Annotated in this window: 13 protein-coding genes and 2 riboswitches; of the genes, 5 read left to right on the top strand and 8 right to left on the bottom strand. The window is 68.8% G+C overall.

Annotated features, from left to right (window positions below):
- Positions 1–36: 36 nt before the first annotated feature.
- A riboswitch (glycine riboswitch) is annotated at positions 37–128 on the bottom strand.
- 3 nt (positions 129–131) lie between these two features.
- Positions 132–221, bottom strand: a riboswitch (glycine riboswitch).
- Positions 222–486: 265 nt separating this feature from the next.
- Complete coding sequence (locus tag FCU40_RS01890) at positions 487–1,518, bottom strand: extracellular solute-binding protein (protein ID WP_168072514.1); 1,032 nt, start codon at positions 1,516–1,518, stop codon at positions 487–489.
- Positions 1,519–1,606: 88 nt separating this feature from the next.
- Here FCU40_RS01890 and FCU40_RS01885 point away from each other — a divergent pair, with 88 nt between their 5' ends.
- Both FCU40_RS01885 and FCU40_RS01880 read left to right on the top strand, forming a co-directional pair.
- Entirely contained in the window at positions 1,607–2,275 is a 669-nt protein-coding gene (locus tag FCU40_RS01885; RefSeq protein ID WP_168072512.1) for a response regulator transcription factor, read from the top strand.
- Positions 2,272–3,663: a sensor histidine kinase gene (locus tag FCU40_RS01880; RefSeq protein WP_168072510.1), complete on the top strand. Its 1,392-nt coding sequence runs from the start codon at positions 2,272–2,274 to the stop codon at positions 3,661–3,663. Before FCU40_RS01885 ends, FCU40_RS01880 begins: the two co-directional genes overlap by 4 nt.
- Before the next feature lie 51 nt (positions 3,664–3,714).
- Here the strand turns inward: FCU40_RS01880 and rarD are convergent, their stop codons facing one another.
- Positions 3,715–4,629, bottom strand: a complete 915-nt coding sequence (gene rarD, locus FCU40_RS01875; RefSeq protein WP_168072508.1) for an EamA family transporter RarD — start codon at positions 4,627–4,629, stop codon at positions 3,715–3,717.
- 243 nt (positions 4,630–4,872) lie between these two features.
- On the bottom strand, positions 4,873–5,901 hold the full coding sequence (locus FCU40_RS01870) for an aspartate-semialdehyde dehydrogenase (protein WP_168072506.1): 1,029 nt from the start codon (positions 5,899–5,901) through the stop codon (positions 4,873–4,875).
- 167 nt (positions 5,902–6,068) lie between these two features.
- Here FCU40_RS01870 and polA point away from each other — a divergent pair, with 167 nt between their 5' ends.
- Both polA and FCU40_RS01860 read left to right on the top strand, forming a co-directional pair.
- Positions 6,069–8,957 carry a DNA polymerase I gene (polA, locus tag FCU40_RS01865; protein ID WP_175582051.1) on the top strand — a complete coding sequence of 963 codons (2,889 nt, stop codon included), beginning with the start codon at positions 6,069–6,071 and terminating at the stop codon, positions 8,955–8,957.
- 174 nt (positions 8,958–9,131) lie between these two features.
- A complete protein-coding gene (locus FCU40_RS01860) occupies positions 9,132–11,045 on the top strand; it encodes a methyl-accepting chemotaxis protein (protein WP_168072501.1) in 1,914 nt (637 codons plus the stop codon).
- A 28-nt stretch (positions 11,046–11,073) separates the two neighbouring features.
- On the opposite strand, the gene FCU40_RS01855 is transcribed toward FCU40_RS01860, so the two are convergent.
- Both FCU40_RS01855 and FCU40_RS01850 read right to left on the bottom strand, forming a co-directional pair.
- On the bottom strand, positions 11,074–11,211 hold the full coding sequence (locus tag FCU40_RS01855; RefSeq protein WP_168072499.1) for a hypothetical protein: 138 nt from the start codon (positions 11,209–11,211) through the stop codon (positions 11,074–11,076).
- Between the two features lie 306 nt (positions 11,212–11,517).
- The gene (locus tag FCU40_RS01850; RefSeq protein WP_168072498.1) at positions 11,518–12,705 is read right to left on the bottom strand and encodes an acetyl-CoA C-acyltransferase; all 1,188 of its coding nucleotides are present in this window, start codon (positions 12,703–12,705) and stop codon (positions 11,518–11,520) included.
- Positions 12,706–12,899: 194 nt separating this feature from the next.
- Between FCU40_RS01850 and FCU40_RS01845 the strand changes: the two genes are divergently transcribed.
- The gene (locus FCU40_RS01845) at positions 12,900–14,645 is read left to right on the top strand and encodes an amidohydrolase family protein (protein WP_168072496.1); all 1,746 of its coding nucleotides are present in this window, start codon (positions 12,900–12,902) and stop codon (positions 14,643–14,645) included.
- A 3-nt stretch (positions 14,646–14,648) separates the two neighbouring features.
- Here the strand turns inward: FCU40_RS01845 and FCU40_RS01840 are convergent, their stop codons facing one another.
- The 3 genes from FCU40_RS01840 to FCU40_RS01830 are packed head-to-tail and all read right to left on the bottom strand — an operon-like array spanning position 14,649 to position 16,629.
- Entirely contained in the window at positions 14,649–15,080 is a 432-nt protein-coding gene (locus tag FCU40_RS01840) for a DUF1330 domain-containing protein (RefSeq protein WP_168072494.1), read from the bottom strand.
- A gap of 51 nt (positions 15,081–15,131) precedes the next feature.
- Entirely contained in the window at positions 15,132–15,830 is a 699-nt protein-coding gene (locus FCU40_RS01835) for a TPM domain-containing protein (RefSeq protein WP_168072492.1), read from the bottom strand.
- A gap of 1 nt (position 15,831) precedes the next feature.
- Positions 15,832–16,629 (bottom strand): YgcG family protein, encoded by a 798-nt coding sequence (locus FCU40_RS01830; RefSeq protein ID WP_241693528.1) that lies wholly within the window; start codon positions 16,627–16,629, stop codon positions 15,832–15,834.
- Positions 16,630–16,636: the final 7 nt, after the last annotated feature.

The following is a 16,636-nucleotide window of genomic DNA, read 5'->3' as shown; positions in this document are numbered from 1 at the left end:
TCATCCCGCGTTTCCGCCAGGCGATTCCTCTGCCCCCGCTGTCCCTTGGCCTGAGAGATTCAGGCGCGGTCGCGCCCTTGCTCCTTCGGCGAGGCCGCCCGCTATCGGGGCGATCCTGCTTTCCAGCGTCCTCTTGCTCCGCGGTCCCTGTTGCCTGAGCGTTTCCGGGGCGGTTGCGCCTTCGGCGTCGGGTCGAACCCGATCTCTTCCGCGAGAGCCGAGCCAATACGAACGTTTCGACATCCGGCGTCAAAGTGCGGAAATGAGGCATGAAATACCGGGAAGCGCGACACGCGGAGAAAAGGCCACCCCGTGATCAACCAACGATGGCCGCGCCCGTTCTTCCGCTTTCGCCAGAGGCGTCGCGATGACAGGTCGGTGACAGCTTCGCGGCGTTCCACGCCGGCCGCCGAAATGCCGCCAAGTTTCTGATATTCGCCAATATTGCCTAAAATTTAATCGAAATTGCCCGCATATTATGCAATCCTATTGCTTGAGAGCCGCCCTCCAGGTGTCGAGCAGCTCGGCCCGACGGCCCTGGTCGAAATTGGCCAGCAAGGCGGGGCCGATCCGGATCGGCCTTGCCCCTAGGCCAAGGGCGGTCGCGCCGCCGACGGACCGGATGGGCGGAAGTCCACTTTGGGCCAGCCGCCGCTGCCCCTCGTCGGACATCAGATAGTCCAGGAACAGCCGCGCGGCCTTCGGATGCGGCGCCGAGCGGGTGATGAAAGCCACCCGCGAGATCAGAAGCTGATAGTCGTTGGGCACGACATAGCCGAGATCGGGATTGCGTCTGCGCGCCCACCATTCGGCAAAGGTTTGGGTCAGGCCGAAGACCATCACATGCTGATCCGTCAGACTGTTCAGCATCGCGGAGCCCACCACGAACAGACCAGGCTCCGACCCCGCCAGCGCATCGTACATCGCCTGGGCGTCCGGATAGACCTGCAGGTCGCCGGACATGTACATGAAGCCCAGCCCGCTCCTTTCCGGATCGTACATCGCGATCTTGCCGCGCCAGCGATCGGGGTCGGCGCGCAGGGCCGCCAGCAACGCCGCGTGGCTGCGCGGGACCTCCGCCTCGTTCAACAGCTTCTTGTTATAGGCAAAGACGATGGGCTCGGCGGTGACGCCGAAGCCCTGGTCGCGCCATACCGCCCAGGTCGGCAGGCCCTTGGCCTCCGGGCTGCGATAGGTCTGGGCGTAGCCGTCGTTGATCAGCTTGACCTGGATGTCCATCGTCGAACTCCAGGCGACGTCGGCGACCGGCTTGCCCGCCTGGGTTTCGGCGATCAGTCGCTCGCGGATCTTGACGGACGTCAGCGTCACCAGGCGCACCTTGATCTTCGGAAAGCGCCGCTGGAACCCGTCGGTGACGTCCTCGTGGCCGTCGCTGTTCATATAGATGACCAGTTCGCCCTCCCGCTGGGCGGCGTTCACGTCCCAGGCGCTGGTCGCCTGTCCGGCGGGCTTGGGCGCGCAGCCCACCAGCGTCGCCGCCAGGACCAGCGCGGCCATGACCCGACGCGTTCCGCGTCCCTTGACCTTATCTGGCAATCGGCGTCGGATGGCCCGTCCCCTTTCGTCTTCGGTCCCTACATCCCCGATGAAGATACTGGTTGTCGAGGATGATCCGCCCCTGCGTCGCTCGCTGATCGCGACGCTGGAGAGCGAGGGCAACGTGGCCGTCTGCGCCGAGACCGGGGCAGCCGCCCTGGCCATGGCCTCGGCGCATGGCGCCGGCTTCGACGCCATCGTGCTGGATATCGGCCTGCCCGACATCGACGGGTTCGAGATCCTGGGCCGGCTGCGGCGCAAGGGCGTCTCCACGCCGATCGTCATCCTGACCGCTCGCGACGCCGTCCGCGACCGCATCGCGGGCCTCGACATGGGCGCCGACGACTATGTGCCAAAGCCCTTCGACCCGTTCGAGCTGGTGGCCCGCGTGCGGGCCGTGGCGCGGCGCAAGGCCGGCTATGCCGCGCGGACCGTGCATGTCGGCGCCCTGGCCTGCGATTGGGACGCGGGCTGCGCCTGGGTCGGCGACCGGCGCCTGGACCTGCGCCCCAGGGAGTGGGCGGCGCTGAAGGCCCTGGCCGGGCGCGCTGGCCGCGTCGTCGAACGCGATCACCTGGCCGCCGAGGTATTTCCCGACGAGGAAACGCCGTCGCCCAACGCCCTGGATGTCCATGTCGGCCGGCTGCGGCGCAAGCTGGCGCCGGACGGGCCGCGCCTGAGTACGCTGCGCGGCCTTGGCTATCGGCTCGACCCGTGAGACGCGAAGCCTGGGGACGGGGTCGCTCCAGCCTGGTCGGCCGCCTGCTGCTGGCCCAGATCGCGCCGCTGGCCCTGCTGGCCGCCGCCCTGGCCCTGGCCGGCGCCCTGGCCGCCCAGGCAGTGGTCGAGAAGGACTCCGACCGCCTGCTGGCTGGGTCCGTCGCCTCGATCGTCGCCCAGATCGGGGTGAGGAACGGCGAGGCCAAGGTCGCTCTGCCGCCCTGGTCCCTGGGCCTGCTGGACAGCCCCGAACGCGACGCGGTGTTCTACGCGGTGCGTCAGGGCCCTCGCCTGATCACCGGCTACGAGGACCTGCCGCGCCCCCCCGCGCCGGCGCCCAACGAGACCAACTTCGCCTACGCCACCATGCGCGGCTATCCGGTGCGCATCGCGCAATCGACCGTGATGGCGCCGGGGATGGCCGAACCGGTCGTGGTCGCCGTGGCCCAGAGCCTGGACTCCCGCCAGGCCAGCGTGCGCGAACTGCTGTTCAACCTGATCGGCCTGCCGGTGCTGCTGGTCGCTGTCGCCGCCGCCCTGGTCATCCCAGCCCTCGGGTGGGGCCTGGCGCCGCTGCGCCGGCTGACCGCCGACCTGACCGCCCGCGCCCAGGCCTCGCGTCCGGACCTGACCCCGGTCAGCGCCGCCGACGCGCCCGCCGAACTGGCCCCGGTGGTCGGCGCCTTCAATCGCATGATGGATAGCCTGGACCGCTTCACGCGCGCCCTGGAACGCTTCTCGGCCGACGCCTCGCATCAGTTGCGGACCCCCCTCTCGGTGATCGTCGCCAATCTGGCGCTGCTGGAGCGCTCGGCGACGGCGCCACGCGACCAGGCGCTGTTGCGCGACTCGCGCGACGCCGCCGCCAACCTGCGCCAGCTGCTGTCGCAATTCCTGGCCCTGGCCCGCTCTGAGGCCGCCGCGGCCGAGGGCGAGGCCGACCTCGCCACCCTGCTGACCACGATCCAGGTCGAGGCCGCGCGCGGCTTTCCGGAGGTCGAGGTGCTGTCGCGCATTCGCCGCGACCTGCCTCCCGTCCGGGGCAATCCCCTTCTGATCGGCGAGGCGCTGCGCAACCTCGTTTTCAACGCCTGCGCCTATGGAGGCGGCAAGGTCCGCATCCTGGCGGGCGAGGAGGCCGGCGCGACGACGGTCGTGATCTGGGACCACGGTCCAGGCGCCGACCCGGCCGAGCTGGACCGCCTCCTCAAGCCCTTCGCGCGCGGCGCCGCCGGGCAGGCGCACGCCGGCGCGGGCCTGGGCCTGGCCATCGTGCGCTCGATCACCGGCCGCCTGAACATAAGATTGACGCTCCGCGCCCGTCGCCCGCGCCCCGGCCTGGTGGCGATCTGCGATTTTCCGCCGCCGCAGCCGAACCGACTCTAGCTTCGAGCGTGGTCGAGCGGCTCAACCGCCCACACCCAAGCCTGACACGTTCTAAGCCGGCGCCAGGACCCGCGCCTTCTTCCAGGCTCCGTAGGCGAACACGGCCACGCCCAGCCAGATGAACAGGAAGGACAGGGCGCGCAACGCCGTGAACGGCTCGCCGAACGCCACCCCCAGCAGGAACTGGATCGTCGGCGCGATGAACTGCAGGAAACCGACGGCGCTCAGCGGCAGGCGGCGCGCCGACCAGGCGAACAGGGCCAGCGGCGCGACCGTCGCCGGACCGGCCAGAGCCAGAAGCGCGGTCACCGGGCCGCCCTGACCAAAATGCCCGTGACCGCTGGCCGCGAGATGCAGCACGTAGGCCAGGCCCGGCAGGGCCAGATAGGCGCATTCGATGAACAGCCCGGTCTGGGCCTCGGCCTTCACCTGCTTGCGCAGGATGGCGTAGGCGCAGAAGGTCAGGGCCAGGCCCAGCGACACGATCGGCAGATGACCCAGCGCGATCGTCTGGATCGCCACGCCGACGGCCGCGAAACCGATGGCGACCTTGCCCTCGCCGCTCATCCGCTCGCGGAACAGCAGCGCGCCGGCGGCCATGTTCATCAGCGGGTTGATGTAATAGCCGAGGCTGGCCTCGATCACGTGGCCGGCGTTCACCGCGAAGACATAGATCGTCCAGTTGCCGAAGATCGCCAGGGTGGACAGGGCCAGCATTCCCAACGTGCGCGGCTGGCGCAGCACCTGGACCACCTGGCCGCCCTGCCTGGCGATCAGCACCAGCCCGCCCGCCCACAGCACCGACCACAGCGTCCGGTGGGCGATCATCTCCCACGAGCCGACGCCCAGGCTGGACAGCAGGTGGAAATAGAGCGGCAGGAAGCCCCAAAGGACATAGCAGCCGATGCCGGCGGCATAGGCGGGGCGATTGTCGAGTTCGGAAACGGCGTTGGCGCTCGGCGACATGTTGCGCACCCCTCGTAAAGCGCCTCGCACATGGGAAGCCCGCCGTCCGCCCGCATCTTGCGGCTCCGTCGGAAATTCTCGAACCGGCTCAGGAAATCCTGATCCACCGACCTTCCCGGCGAATGCCGGGATCCAGATCTCAGGACGATGGGGCGTGGGAAAGGCGCTGAATCCTTAGAAGCGATTCAGCGCCTTTCCATCTGGGCCCCGGCATTCGCCGGGGATATCGGTTGTCTCTAAACCTTAAGCCGGCGTCTTCGACTTGATCAGGCCCTTGTCGTGCAGCAGCTGGGCGATCTGAACGGCGTTCAGGGCCGCGCCCTTTCGCAGGTTGTCGGCGACGCACCAGAAGGCGAGGCCGTTCTCGACCGTCGGATCCTTGCGGATGCGCGAGACATAGACCGGGAACTCGCCCTGGGCTTCCTTCGGCGTGATGTAGCCGCCGTCCTCGCGCTTATCGACCACGACGATCCCTTCGGCGTCGCGCAGGATCTCGCGGGCCTCGTCCTCGTCCAGCGGGCTCTCGAACTCGACGTTCACGGCTTCGGAGTGGCCGACCATGACCGGCACGCGCACGCAGGTGGCGACCAGCTGGATGTTCGGATCCAGGATCTTCTGGGTCTCGGCGGTCATCTTCCACTCTTCCTTGGTGAAGCCGTCGTCCATGAAGACGTCGATGTGGGGGATGACGTTGAAGGCGATCTGCTTGGTGAACTTTTTGGGCGGCGGCGCGCCCAGGACATAGATGCCCTTGGTCTGGTCCCAGAGCTCGTCCATGCCTTCCTTGCCCGCGCCCGAGACCGACTGGTAGGTCGAGACGACCACCCGCTTGATCTTGGCCTCGTCGTGCAGCGGCTTCAGCGCCACGACCAGCTGCGCCGTCGAGCAGTTGGGGTTGGCGATGATGTTCTTCGGGATGCTGTTGACCGCCTCGGGGTTCACTTCCGGCACGACCAGCGGCACGTCCGGGTCCATCCGGAAGTGGCTGGAATTGTCGATGACGATCGGACCGGCCGCGCCGATCTTCTCGCCCCAGGCCTTGGAGATCGACCCACCAGCGCTCATCAGCACGATGTCGACCTTCGAGAAGTCGAACTGCTCGAGGTCCTCGCAGCGCAGAATCTCGTTGCCGAACGAGACCTCGACCCCGATGGATTTGCGGCTGGCGATGGCGTGCATCTTGTCCACGGGGAATTTGACTTCCTCGAGGATGTTGAACATCTCGCGGCCCACATTGCCCGTGGCGCCGACCACGGCGACCCGGTAACCCATCGCGCTCTCCTGAAGACTGTCCGTCCGCGTACCGCGCGGAGCGGCGTTCCGTTACGCCTCATGCCCCGCGGGCGCAAGGCGAGGGTTTCTGGCGCGGCGATGAGGGTAGGTGAACCCGGCCGTTCAGAGGGTTTCCGACGCACGTCCGCCCGCCTATGTTCGCCGCCATGACCGACGTCGTCTCCGAAGCCCCGCCCGCCACGCACCTCACCCAGGACGGTCCCGCCGTCCGGCTGTTTCTGGTCGACGGCTCGGCCTATCTGTTCCGCGCCTATCACGCCCTGCCGCCGCTGACCCGCAAGAGCGACGGCCTGCCCGTGGGCGCGGTCCAAGGCTTCTGCAACATGTTGTGGAAGCTGCTGCGCGACATGCAGGGCGATACGCCGACCCACCTGGCGGTGATCTGGGACCACTCGGAGAAGACGTTCCGCAACACCCTGTACGACCAGTACAAGGCCCACCGCCCGCCGCCGCCGGAAGACCTGATCCCGCAGTTCCCGCTGGTGCGCGAGGCGACGCGGGCGTTCGGGGTGCCAGCCATCGAGCTGCCCGGCTACGAGGCCGACGACCTCATCGCCGCCTATGCCTGCAAGGCCCGCGAGGTCGGCGGTGAGGCGATCATCGTCTCGTCCGACAAGGACCTGATGCAGCTCGTCGGCGACGGTGTGTCGATGTACGACCCGATGAAGGGCGTCCGCATCGACCGCGAGCAGGTGTTCGAGAAATTCGGCGTCTATCCGGAAAAGGTGGTCGACGTTCAGGCCCTGTGCGGCGACAGCGTCGACAATGTGCCGGGCGCGCCGGGGATCGGGATCAAGACCGCCGCCCAACTGATCACGGAATACGGCGACCTCGACACGCTGCTGGAACGGGCCGGCGAGATCAAGCAGCCCAAGCGCCGCGAGACTCTGATCAATTTCGCCGACCAGATCCGCCTGTCGCGAGCGCTGGTGAAGCTGGATTGCGACACGCCCCTGCCCGAGCCGCTGGACGATCTGAAGGTGCGCGAGCCCGACAAGGTGGCGCTGGCCGCGTTCCTGGACCAGATGGAGTTTCGCACCCTGGCCCGGCGGGTCGGCGACGGCTCGGCCGCCGCCGCGCCCGGCACGCTGGACCGCCCGTCGGCCCCGCCGAAGGCGCCGGTCACCTCGGTCTCCTACATGGGCGCCGCCGCCCGCGCGGCCGCCCAGCCCGTCGCCGAGCCGATCACCATCGACCATGCGACCTATGTCTGCGTCCGCGATCTGGAGACGCTGAAGGCCTGGGTCGCCAAGGCGACGGCCAAGGGCGTCGTGGCCTTCGACACCGAGACCGACGCCCTGGGTTCGGCGACGGCCGGCCTGTGCGGAATCTCCCTGGCCGTGGCGGCCGGCGAGGCCTGCTACATTCCCGTCGGCCATTGCGAAAAGGAAGGCCTGGCGCTGGAAGCCGCCGCCGACCTCGTGCAGATCCCGCTGGCCGACGTGATCGCGACGCTGAAGCCGCTGCTGGAGGATCCGGCGGTGCTGAAGGTGGCGCAGAACGCCAAGTACGACATCGCGGTGCTGTCGCGCCACGGGATCCAGGTCTCGCCGATCGACGACACCATGCTGATCTCCTACGTGCTGGAGGCGGGCTTGCACGGCCACGGCATGGACGAGCTGTCGGAGCTGTGGCTGGGCCACAAGCCGATCCCGTTCAAGCAGGTGGCCGGGACCGGCAAGGCCCAGATCAGCTTCAAGCACGTGGCCCTGTCCGAGGCGACCGCCTACGCCGCCGAGGACGCCGACGTCACCCTTCGCCTGTGGGAGCGGCTGAAGCCGCGCCTGGCGCGCGAGGGTCTGTCGACCGTCTACGAGACGCTGGAACGCCCCTTGCCCGCCGTGCTGGCGATGATGGAGAACGACGGCGTCAAGGTCGATCCCGAGGCGCTGCGCCTGCTGTCCAACGAGTTCTCCCTGCGCATGGCCCAGTACGAGGCGCGCGCCCAGGAGATCGTCGGCCGGCCGTTCAACCTGGGCAGCCCCAAGCAGATCGGCGACGTGCTGTTTGGCGAGATGAACATGAAGGGCGGCAAGAAGACCGCCACCGGCCAGTGGTCGACCGACAGCGACGTCCTCGAAAGCCTGGCCCTCGAGCACGAGCTGCCGCGCGTACTGCTGGACTGGCGTCAGCTCTCGAAGCTGAAGGGCACCTATACCGAGAACCTGATCGCGGCGATCGCCGAGCGCACGGGCCGGGTGCACACCTCCTACGCCCTGGCCGCGACGACGACGGGACGCCTGTCCTCGTCCGATCCGAACCTGCAGAATATCCCGGTCCGCACCGAGGAAGGCCGGAAGATCCGCAAGGCCTTTATCGCGCCGCCCGGCAAGGTGTTGATCAGCGCCGACTACAGCCAGATCGAGCTGCGCCTGCTGGCCCATATCGGCGACATCCCCCAGCTGAAGCGGGCCTTCCAGGAAGGCCTCGACATCCACGCCATGACGGCCTCGGAGATGTTCGACACGCCGATCGAGGGCATGGACCCGATGATCCGGCGGCGAGCCAAGGCGATCAACTTCGGCATCGTCTACGGCATCAGCGCGTTCGGTCTCGCCAACCAGCTGGGCATCGGCCAGGGCGAGGCGGGGGCCTATATCAAGACCTATTTCGAGCGCTTCCCGGGCATCCAGGCCTATATGGACGCAACCAAGGCCTTCGTGCGCGAGCACGGCCATGTCACCACCATCTTCGGCCGCAAGATCAATATTCCCGAAATTCAGTCGAAGTCCGTCGGCCAGCGACAATTCGCCGAACGGGCGGCGATCAACGCCCCGATCCAGGGCGCGGCCGCCGATGTGATGCGCCGGGCCATGATCCGGATGCCGGCCGCCCTGGAGGCCGCCGGCCTGGAAGCGCGCATGTTGCTGCAGGTGCACGACGAACTGGTCTTCGAGGCGCCGGAGGCCGAGGCCGAGCGGGCTTGCGCGGTGATCCGGGGCGTGATGGAGACGGCGGCAGAACCGGCCGTGGCGCTGACCGTGCCGCTGACGGTGGAGGCTCGGGCGGCCCCGAACTGGGACGAAGCCCACTGATCGGCGGAGACCCATCGCTCGCGCCGCGACATTCCGCCACATCACGGTTAATCGCTCGGCAATCGTTCTGGACGACTCCTGCCGGTTGACGATCGCGATCCGTGGCCCGGCCTCAAGTAGCTGTGTTCTCTGAAATTTTCGCGGCCGCCATCGTTCAGATGAGGAGCCCGCTCGGTGTCTTTTAGCGACCTGAAAATTTCGGCGAAGCTGGGCTTGGCGTTCTGCGCGCTGATCCTGACCTCGGCCATCGCCTCGTCGATCGTGTTCGTCAGCCTCCAGCGCATCGACGAGGCAACCGTGGCGAGCGAGCGCAGCCTGGCCCTGGCCGCGACGGCCGAAGAGGCCCTGACTCTGATCCTGGAACAGCAGAACGCGCTGCGCGGCTACGTGTTGATGGGCGACAAGAAGTTCGCCAAGACCTACGAGGAAAGCTCGGCCAAGTTCGACCAGACGCTGGACGGCTTCGCGACCAAGACCACGATCCCCGAGCAGAAGGCGCGCATCCAGCGCCTGCGCGAAGCCATGGCGACCTGGCGCCATGACATCGGCGCCCCGGTCATGAGCCTGATGAACGATCCGGCCGCGGGCCGCGACCAGGCCATCCAGCTGACCGGGAAGAAAAGCCTGACCGCGCTGCGAGCGATCCAGAAGGAGCTGCTGACCGCGGCCAACGAGCGGGTGGCGATCCGGACGGCCGAAGCCAAGGCGGCCATGACCACCGCGGTGCTGTCTCTCCTGATCGGCGGCGGCGTGGCCCTAATCATCGCCGGCCTGATGGGCTGTTGGCTGTGGAACGCCATCGCCCGTCCCGTCGCCGCCATGACGGGCGCCATGCGTCGTCTGGCCTCGGGCGACAATAGCGTCGCCGTGCCCGCCCAGGGTCGCAAGGACGAGATCGGCGACATGGCCGCCGCCGTGGCCCATTTCAAGGACGCCGCCGTCGAGAAGATCCGTGTCGAGCGCGCCGCCGCCGAGCATCGCGAGGCCGCCGACAGCGAACGCGCCGCCAACGAGGCCGAGAAAGCCGCCATCGCTCGCGACGACGCCATCGCCGTCGCCGCGCTGAACGAAGCCCTCGACCATCTGGCGAGCGGCGATTTGACCCATCGGATCACCGTTCCGTTCGCGCCCAAGACCGAGAGCCTGCGGACCAATTTCAACGCCGCCGCCGAGCGGATGCAGGACGCCATCCAGGCGATCGGCGCGGCCACCGACGGGGTCAATAGCGGCTCCGACGAGATCGCACAGGCCTCGGACAACCTCTCGCGCCGCACCGAACAGCAGGCCGCCAGCCTGGAACAGACGGCCGCGGCGCTGGATCAGATCACCGCCACGGTGCGAAAGACCGCCTCCGGCGCGCAGGAGGTCTCACGCGTGGTGGCCGCGGCCCGCGCCGACGCCCAGCGTTCGGGTCAGATCGTCGGTCAGGCGGTCTCGGCCATGACCGAGATCGAGACCTCTTCCGACCAGGTCAGCCAGATCATCGGCGTCATCGACGAGATCGCCTTCCAGACCAATCTTCTGGCCCTGAACGCGGGCGTCGAAGCCGCTCGCGCCGGCGAGGCCGGTCGCGGGTTCGCGGTCGTGGCCCAGGAAGTCCGCGCCCTGGCCCAGCGCTCGGCCGACGCGGCCAAGGAGATCAAGACCCTGATCTCGACCTCGACAGCGCAGGTCGAGGCGGGCGTGGACCTCGTCGGGCAGACCGGGGCGGCCCTGAACCGCATCGTCGAACAGGTCGCCGCCATCGACACCCTGGTCACCGAGATCTCGGCCTCGGCCAGCGAGCAGTCCACCGGGCTGAACGAGGTCAATACCGCCGTCAATCAGATGGATCAGGTCGTCCAGCAGAACGCGGCCATGGTCGAGGAAGCCACCGCCGCCAGCCATTCGCTGAAAAACGAGGCCAAGGCCCTGGCCGAGATGGTTTCAAGGTTCCGCACGGCGCGGTCGGCGGTTCAGTCGGTGCCCGCGCCAACCAGCGCGCGTCCGGTCTCCCGGCCGGTTTCGCGCCCAGCGGCCATCGTCCGCCCGTCGCGCGGCGCCGCCGCCGCCGTGGCGGTCAAGGAAGATAGCTGGGAAGAGTTCTAAGGACGCGGCGAAGACCGCGCGTTCGCCATCAGCCCTTGTTGAGGGCGATCGTCTCGAACGACGACTTGGCCGGATGCGCCGCGTGGCTGGCGCCCGGGGTGGGCAGGACCAGGCCGATGGCGGCGGCCAGGATCAGGGCGGCGGCGAAGAAGGCCTTGGTGGCCATGGGTGTCTCTCGGGTCTGGCGTGTCTAAAGCGATGATCGCGACGCCGACGCAGGCCTAGATGGCCCCGCCCGCGCCGGGTTCAAGACAGCGCCGCGCCAGAGCTTCTGAAACGGCTTGCAGGCGTCCTGATCCGATAGAAAAGGCCGGAAACCGCCTCGACGGTTCCCGGCCTTTTTTGTCCCCGTGTTATCCGGCCTGGTCGAAATCAGAAGATTTCGAACAGGCCGGCGGCGCCGCGCCGAGATCGCGCGCAGCGATCTCGGGCCCCTCTTGATGATGGGCGCCGTTATCCGGCCTGGTCGAAATCAGAAGATTTCGAACAGGCCGGCGGCGCCCATGCCCCCGCCGATGCACATGGTCACCACGCCCAGCTTGGCCTTACGGCGCTTGCCTTCCAGCAAGAGGTGGCCGGCGCAGCGCGCGCCGGTCATGCCGAACGGGTGGCCGATGGCGATCGAGCCGCCATTGACGTTGTACTTCTCCGGATCGATGCCCAGGCGGTCGCGGCTGTAGAGGCACTGCGACGCGAAGGCTTCGTTCAGCTCCCAGATGTCGATGTCGTCGACCTTGAGACCGTGACGTTCCAAGAGGCGCGGCACGGCGAAGACCGGGCCGATGCCCATCTCGTCGGGCTCGCAGCCGGCGATCGCGAAGCCCTTGAACAGGCCCAGCGGCTCCAGGCCGCGCTTGGCCGCTTCCTTGGCTTCCATCACCACGACGGCGGCGGCGCCGTCCGACAGTTGCGACGCGTTGCCGGCGGTGACGAAGTTGCCCGGCCCCTTGACCGGCTCCAGCTTGGCCAGGCCTTCCAGCGTGGTGTCCGGGCGGTTGCACTCGTCCTTGGTGACCACGTAGTCGACCAGGCTCTCTTCCTTGGTCTCCTTGTTGACCACCTTCATCTTGGTGGCCATCGGGACGATCTCGTCGTCGAACAGGCCGGCGGCCTGGGCGGCGGCGATGCGCTGCTGGCTGCGCAGCGAGTATTCGTCCTGGTACTCGCGGCTGATGTTGTAGCGCTTGGCCACGATGTCGGCGGTGTCGATCATCGCCATCCACAGCGCCGGCTTTTCCTTCATCAGCTTGTCTTCGGTGATGTGGAAGCGGTTCATGTGGCCGCCGCCCTGGACCAGCGAGATCGACTCCACGCCGCCGCCGATGGCGACGTCGGCGCCGTCGTTGCGGACATAGTTGGCCGCCGTGGCGATGGCTTGCAGACCCGACGAGCAGAACCGGTTGACGGTCTGGCCCGAGGTGGTGACCGGCAGGCCAGCCCAGATGGCGGCGTTGCGGGCCACGTTCATGCCGGTGGCGCCTTCGGGACCGCCGCAGCCCAGGACGACGTCCTCGACCTCGGGGCCTTCCAGCTTGGCGCGCGCGACGGCGTGCTGGATGGCGTGGCCAGCCATGGCCGCGCCATGGGTGTTGTTGAAGCCGCCCCGGTTGGACTTGGCCAGGCCCGTGCGGGCGTAAGAGACGATGACCGCTTCGCGCATAAGGGCGCACTCCCTATTAAACGTTAGTTTGAATTGGCGGCTACCCTAGACCGGCCCTCCGCGCCCCGTAAAGATCACGCGCACGTCAACGTAAACTCAAGTCGACATCCTGGCCTCGATTCTCGCCTTCCGCTTGACGCCCCTCGGGCGCGGGCACACGCTCATGATCAACGATAAGACGAGGGAGGACGGCCATGGCTGACCACGCCTACGATCTCGTGCTGCGCGGCGGGACGGTGTTCGACGGGACGGGCTCGCCGGGCGTCCTCGCCGATGTCGGGATCAAGGACGGCCTGATCGCCGCGATCGGACCGCGCCTGGCCGCCGCCGGCGACGAGATCGACGCGCGCGGCCGGATCGTCACCCCCGGCTTCGTCGACATCCACACCCATTATGACGGCCAGGCGACCTGGGGCAGCCAGATGAGCCCCAGCTCCGGCCATGGCGTGACAACGGTGGTGATGGGCAATTGCGGCGTCGGCTTCGCCCCGTGCCGACCCCAGGACCACGATCGACTGATCCGGCTGATGGAGGGCGTCGAGGACATCCCGTTCCCGGTGCTGACCGAGGGCCTGCCCTGGGCCTGGGAGAGCTTTCCCGACTATCTCGACTTCCTGGCCGGCCGGTCGTTCGACGTCGATGTCGCCGCCCAGCTGCCGCACGCGGCGCTGCGGGTCTATGTGATGGGCGAGCGCGGGGCCAATCGCGAGCCGGCGACGCCGGCCGACATCGCCGACATGGCCGCGATCGCACGGCAGGCGGTCGAGGCCGGGGCCCTGGGCTTTTCGACCTCGCGCACCCTCAACCACCGCACCAGCGACGGCCAGCCCACCCCGACCCTAACCGCCGGCGAGGACGAGCTGACGGGCATCGCCCTGGGCCTGGCCGCCGCCGGCAAGGGCGTGCTGCAACTGGTCTCGGACTTCTTCCCCGACGGCGCGGCCGAGCTGGCCATGGTCCGCCGCATCGTCGAGCGCTCCGGCCGGCCGCTGTCGTTCTCCCTGGTGCAGAGTCCCAAGTCGCCGGGCGGCTGGAAGGCGATGCTGGCCGGACTGTCGGCCGCCGTCGACGCCGGCCTGCCGATGAAGGCCCAGGTCTGCGGCCGGCCGGTGGGCGTATTGTTCGGGCTGGAGCTGACGCTCAATCCGTTCAGCCAGAACCCGGTCTTCGCGGAGATCAAGGACAAGGCCTTGCGAGACAAAGTCGCCGCCCTGTCGGCCCCCGACTTCCGCGCCCGCCTTCTCGCGCATGACCTGGACGCCACAGGGCCCTTCGCGGGCAGCGCCTTGCGGGCCTGGGACAACCTTTTCCCTATGGGCGCCGACCCCGACTACGAGCCGACGGCCGACGCCACCGTCGCGGCCATCGCCGCCGCGACCGGACGCCCGCCGGGCGAGGTCGCGCTCGACGCCATGCTGGAAAACGACGGGCGCGGGATGCTGTATCACCCGTTCCTGAACTATGCCGACGGCTCGCTGGACCCCAGTTTCCGGATGCTGACCCACCGCGACACCGTGCCGGGCCTGTCGGACGGCGGCGCGCATGTCGGCATGATCTGCGACGGCAGCTTTCCGACCAGCAACCTGACCCACTGGACCCGCGACCGCGCGCGGGGGCCGCGCATCCCGCTGGAGACGATGATCGCCCGCCAGACCCGCGACACCGCCGCCGCGGTCGGCCTGCTGGATCGCGGCCTGATCGCGCCGGGCTATCGCGCGGACCTCAATGTCATCGACTACGAGGGCCTGCGCCTGGAAGCGCCCCGCGTCGCCTACGACCTGCCGGCGGGCGGGCGGCGGCTGACGCAGAAAGCCCATGGCTATGTCGCGACCCTCGTCGCCGGTGTCGTCACCCAGCGCGACGGCGAGCCAACCGGCGCCCTGCCTGGACGCCTGGTGCGCGGGGCGCGCTCGGCCCCTCTCGCCCTGGCGGCGGCGTAGCCGCTACTCGCCGAAGCCCTCGCCCGGCGTCAGCGGCGCCAGCCGGATCAGCCGCGAATCCTCGACCGCCGCCGTGCGATGCTGGACGAAGCCGCGATAGTCCGGGTTGGTGACCATGGCCAGGAACGCGCCGGCGTTGGGATATTCGGCGATGAAGGCTAGGTCCCAGCGCTCGTCCGCCGGCCCGGTGACCACGCCCTCGGGCCGTCCGGCCCACACTTGGCGACCGCCCAGGCTCTGGAACAGCGCCGCCGTGGTCCGGCCGTATTCGCGATAGGCCTCCAGCCCGCTCATCCCCCTGCCGTGGTTCGGATGGCCCTCGGGATAGTCCGCCAGCGCCTTCAGCCGAACGAGGTTCAGCATCTGGATCGGCGTATCGCGCGGCAAGGCCTTGAACGCGTCGAACTGCGCGCGACTCGGGTCGATACTGTTCATGGGGTTCCTCCTCCTGGCGCCGGTCCTTTGCCGTCACGCCTTAGCCTTGCATCACCGCCCCGGAAGGATGGTCAGCCCGTCGGATAGTTCGTTGCGGTCGTCGGGGCGCGGCGGGACGTGGGCGGCCAGGATGTGGCCGGCGCGGGCGACGGCGGCGATGAAGCCGTCGGCGATGGCGTCGCGCTTCAGGCCGGCGACCAGATCGGCGACGACCTCGTCCCAGACGGTGTTCGGCGCGGCCTGATAGACGCCCTCGTCCGCGATCACCTCGACCCGACGTTCGGCCAGGGCCGCGAAGATCAGGACTCCGGTGCGGCCTCTGGTCAGGTGCAGGCCGCGCGCCAGGAACTGCTCCATGGCCGCGCGGCGCACGCGGGCGGCCTTCAGCGCGCCGGGCGTCAGGGCGCGGCGGACGGGCGGGATCGACACGACTAGGGCCGCCAGCACGAAGACCACGGCCTGGACCGCGATATAGGTCGACAGCGCCGACAGGATCGCCGCGTCGAGGGCCGCGTGGTGGCCGATGGTCCATCCGCCGAACAGGCGGGCCGGCAGCTCGGGCCGCAAGCCGGCGAACAGCGCGCCGGCCGGCAGCACCAGGGCCGCGATCGCCGCCCAGGCCAGCGGGGTCTCGCGATAGTCCGAGACCTCCGGCGCCAGCACGCAGACGATCTCGCCGGCGGTGGTCTTCTCGGCCGAGGCCACGGCCTCCGCGATGCGGTCGAGGTCGGACGGCGTCATGGTCTTCATCCTACCAGCTCCCCGAACTGCCGCCGCCGCCGAACGATCCGCCGCCGCCGGAGAAGCCTCCGCCACCGCCGCCACCGCCCCAGCCATCGTCGCGTCCGCCCCGACCGCCGCTGCTCAGCGCGCTCAGGATGATCCACGGCAAGGCCGAGCCGAAGCCGCCGCCGCGCCCGCCCCGGAACAGGCTGGACAGCACGAAGACGATGACCAGGAAAACCAGAAAGCCGGCGATCGGCGAGCCGCGCGCCTTGTGTTGCTCGGGCTGGGCGGCCTGCTGGACGCGGGCCTTGGCCTGGTCCTCGGGCAAGCTCAGCTGCTCGACCAGCGCGTTGGTCCCGTCGACGACGCCGCCCGAGAGGTCTCCGTCGCGGAACTTCGGCAGGATCTGGCTCTGGATGATCACGCTGGACAGCGCGTCGGTCAGGATCGGCTCCAGGCCGTAGCCGACCTCGATCCGCACCTTCCGCTCGGTCGGCGCCACCAGCAGGATGACGCCGTCGTTCTTGCCCTTCTGGCCGATACCCCAGGTCCGGCCCAGCTGATAGCCGTAGTCCTCGATCGGGTAGCCCTGCAGGCTGGACACGGTGGCCACCACCAGCTGACGGCCGGTCGAGGCCTCCAGCGTCTCCAGCTTGTCGGTCAGCTGCCGCTGGACCTGCGGCGACAGCACGTGGGCGTCATCGACCACCCGGCCCGTCAGCGGCGGGAAGGTCGGGGCGGCCAGGGCCGGCAAGGCGACGAAGAGGGCGACGAGCGCCAACAGCCAGGCTCGCGCCCGCGATGCGAAGGGGCGCCCCTCCACCGCCGTT

It is taken from the genome of Caulobacter sp. SSI4214 (assembly GCF_012184455.1).
Taxonomy (GTDB): Bacteria; Pseudomonadota; Alphaproteobacteria; order Caulobacterales; family Caulobacteraceae; genus Caulobacter; species Caulobacter vibrioides_E.
This window is presented reverse-complemented; position numbering and strand designations above follow the sequence as displayed.